Raw genomic sequence first — 2,869 nt, 5'->3', positions numbered from 1 at the left:
GAGCCGGGACGTCGGTCGCACGAATGAATAGCTCGTGCCTCGCTCGGCTCTCGCGAACGACGTCCCGGCTCCCGCCGGCCACGCTGCCAGGTGGGCTGTCAGGAGATCCTGAACGAGTTGGCCTTGTCGTTGAAGCCGCTGAGCAGGGCCGACTTGTCGATCCAGCCGGTGCTGGCGCCGGTCTTGCCGTTGCCGTTGTAGAGCTTCACGTCGCAGCTGTTGTAGGTCTTGACGGAGCTGATCCGGTTGGACAGCGCGGTGCCGAGGTTGGCGCCGCCCTCGTTGTCCCCGGTGCCCGACGTGCAGCCGACCTTGTACTTCGGGTTGAACACGACGACCTGGAAGCCGCCGTAGTTCTTGTTCTGGTACAGCCGTGCGACGACCAGCCCGGTCCCCGGCTTCGCGTTCTTGCAGCCGAAGGTGCCGTCGAGGACGGCACAGTAGTAGGTCGTGCTGGCGGCCTTGGCCGAGATCTTCAGGTCCTCGACCATGACCGGTGCGTCGCTGTCCACGCGCTGCACCTGGACCGGCGCCGGGTCGTCCGCAGGTGCGGCCGTCGCGGTGGGACCCGCGACCCCCAGTGCGGTGATCGCGGCGAGCCCGCCGACGACGGCGGCGAGCCGGGCGCGGACGGTGCGTCGTTGCGTCGTGATGGTCATCTTCGCTCCTCACGTCTGCCGGCGATCCCCTCGTCGCCGGTCACGGTGTGGGGGGAGCGCGCAGCGGGCGCCCTTGATACGCCCGAGCAACGACTCGCCCGTGACCTGCGGCGACGCCGCCCCGGTCAGCCGACGAGCGATGCGGCACGCGCGTAGGCGCGGTCGACGTCGGCGAGCACGCGGGGCCACGACGTCGCGAGCTCGGCGGAGCGGTTGTGGGCGATGATCGCGTCGAGCAGGGCGGGGTCGTCGGCGAGGCGGACGAGGGCGTCGGCCATCGCGGCGTCGTCGTCCACGAGGAGGGCGTCCCGGCCGTCGACCAGGCGCTCCGCGACCCCCGACTGCGACCGGCTGACGACGGCGAGGCCCGCGGCCTGGGCCTCGAGCGCCGCGATGCCGAACGCGTCCTGCACGGCCGGGGCCACGAAGACGTCGGCGCGCACGTACAGGCGCTTGAGCTCGGTCGGGGTGAGGCGGCCGACGAGCCGCACCGTGTCGGCCAGGCCGTGCTCGCGCACCCAGCGACGGGCCTCGGACAGCTGCGGCCCGTCGCCGCCGATCGTCGCGACCAGGCGCCCCGGAGCCCTCTCCACGGCCGCGGCGATCGCCTCGAGCATCGGCAGCACCCGCTTGCGGGGCGCGAACCGCGTGGCGGACACGACGTGCACCTCGCGGCCCTCGGCACGCTCGCCCCGCTCGACGCGGGGCAGCCGCCAGGCGTCGACGTCGATGCCGTTGCCCAGCACGGACACGCGCTCCGCGGCGGCGCCGGGGCCCAGCCGTCGCCCGACCACGCGCCGCAGCGGGTCCGCCGTCAGCCCGCTCACCGCCGACCACTGCACCGGCCAGGCCGACCACCGGGCCACGCGGTCGAGCGCGGCGAACGCCCGCTCCCAGCCGCCCCACACGCTGTGCACCGTGAGCAGGGCGGGCAGCCCGAGCCGGGTCACGGGCCGGAGCGCCAGCTCGACCGTGGGGGCCAGGACGCCCATGTGCAGGTGCACGGCGTCCGGGCGGCGGCCGTCGGCCTCGAGCGCCTTCAGCCGCGCGCGCACGTGCGCCGTGGAGCGCGGGTGGACGGGGTAGCCGCCCGGCACGCGGGCCGCGACGCGGTGCACGACGACCCCGTCGCCGTCGGGCCGGGTGCTGATGCCGTGCTCGCCGGGCGCGCCCGGCGTCGTGGTGATGACCTCGACGTCGTGCCCGGCCTCCGCCTGCCGGCGCGCGAGCCGGGCCACCTGGGTCTCGATGCCGCCGAGCAGCGGGAGGTAGGAGTCGGAGACGTGGACGATGCGCACCGGGACATCCTGCCACCGCCCCCGGCGCGACCACCTGCGGGTTCACCGAGCCGGAGACGGTCGGGAGCGCTACCGTGCGAGGAGCGAGACCTCCAGCCATGCATCACGGCACACACCTGAGGAGAGGTGCGACATGTCGAGCACGGTCACCGTTCATCCGACCAAGGGCGTCCGCGGGATCGGCCTGGTCACCATCATCGCCGGCATCGTCATGATCGTCGCCGGCCTGGGCGTGTGGGTCGTCGTGTCCCAGACGCTCGCCGACGAGCAGATCACCGTCTCGGACGACGCGGCCATGTTCGCCGGTCAGAAGGTCTCCGGGCCTTTCACCGCCTACGCGCAGGCCGAGGTGATCAACAAGCACGCGCTCGAGGCGTCCGGCGGGCAGACGTACGCCGAGCTCGCCCAGGACGACCCGACGCGGGACACGGTGATGAACGCGTCGTTCCTGCGCGCGTCGCTGTTCACGTCCGTGGTGGCGTTCGGCGTCTGCGCCCTCGTCATCGGCCTGGGCATCGTGTTCATCCTGCTCGGGAGCGCGCTACGCAAGCTCGCGGGCGGGCCGCAGGTGGTGATCGACTCGCCCTCGCTGACGTCCGAGGGCGGCCTGTCGCACGCCGCGCACCGCGCCGACCCCGGGGAGCCGGAGCGGCCGAGCGCCCCGACGACGCCCGCGCCGCCGCCCGAGCGGCCGAGCACGCGCACGGCTCCCGAGGCGCCCTCCACCGGGACGTCGACAACCCCGTCGACACCTCCCTCGACACCTCCGTCGACCTCGCCGCCCGCGTCTCCCTCGACGCGGCCCGAGAACCCGCCGGCGGCACCGCCTGCCGGGGGCAGCGGGTCGCCGTCGGCCTGAGGTCCGACCAGCACGACGACCGGCACGACGACGCGGCGGTGACCCCTCGGGTC

3 protein-coding genes are annotated in these 2,869 nt (G+C 74.1%); 1 reads left to right on the top strand and 2 read right to left on the bottom strand.

Going from position 1 to position 2,869, the window contains the following annotated elements; translation table 11 throughout:
• Positions 1-98: 98 nt before the first annotated feature.
• Positions 99-659 (bottom strand): hypothetical protein, encoded by a 561-nt coding sequence (locus ACFQ80_RS22515; protein ID WP_430550417.1) that lies wholly within the window; start codon positions 657-659, stop codon positions 99-101.
• 125 nt (positions 660-784) lie between these two features.
• Positions 785-1,957, bottom strand: coding sequence for a glycosyltransferase family 4 protein (locus tag ACFQ80_RS22510; protein ID WP_430565200.1), 1,173 nt, complete (start codon positions 1,955-1,957; stop codon positions 785-787).
• Between the two features lie 133 nt (positions 1,958-2,090).
• Between ACFQ80_RS22510 and ACFQ80_RS22505 the strand changes: the two genes are divergently transcribed.
• Positions 2,091-2,816: a hypothetical protein gene (locus ACFQ80_RS22505; RefSeq protein WP_430550415.1), complete on the top strand. Its 726-nt coding sequence runs from the start codon at positions 2,091-2,093 to the stop codon at positions 2,814-2,816.
• Positions 2,817-2,869: the final 53 nt, after the last annotated feature.

Source organism: Isoptericola sp. NPDC056578, from assembly GCF_042793275.1.
In the GTDB taxonomy this organism is placed as follows: Bacteria; Actinomycetota; Actinomycetes; order Actinomycetales; family Cellulomonadaceae; genus Isoptericola.
The sequence above is the reverse complement of the archived record's forward strand: the minus strand, read 5'-3'. Positions and strand labels throughout refer to the sequence as shown.

Excerpts from the sequence above, each read along its gene's own strand:
- ACFQ80_RS22515 (WP_430550417.1), bottom strand. The coding sequence starts at position 659 with ATGACCATCACGACGCAACGACGCACCGTCCGCGCCCGGCTCGCCGCC.
- ACFQ80_RS22505 (WP_430550415.1), top strand. The coding sequence starts at position 2,091 with ATGTCGAGCACGGTCACCGTTCATCCGACCAAGGGCGTCCGCGGGATC.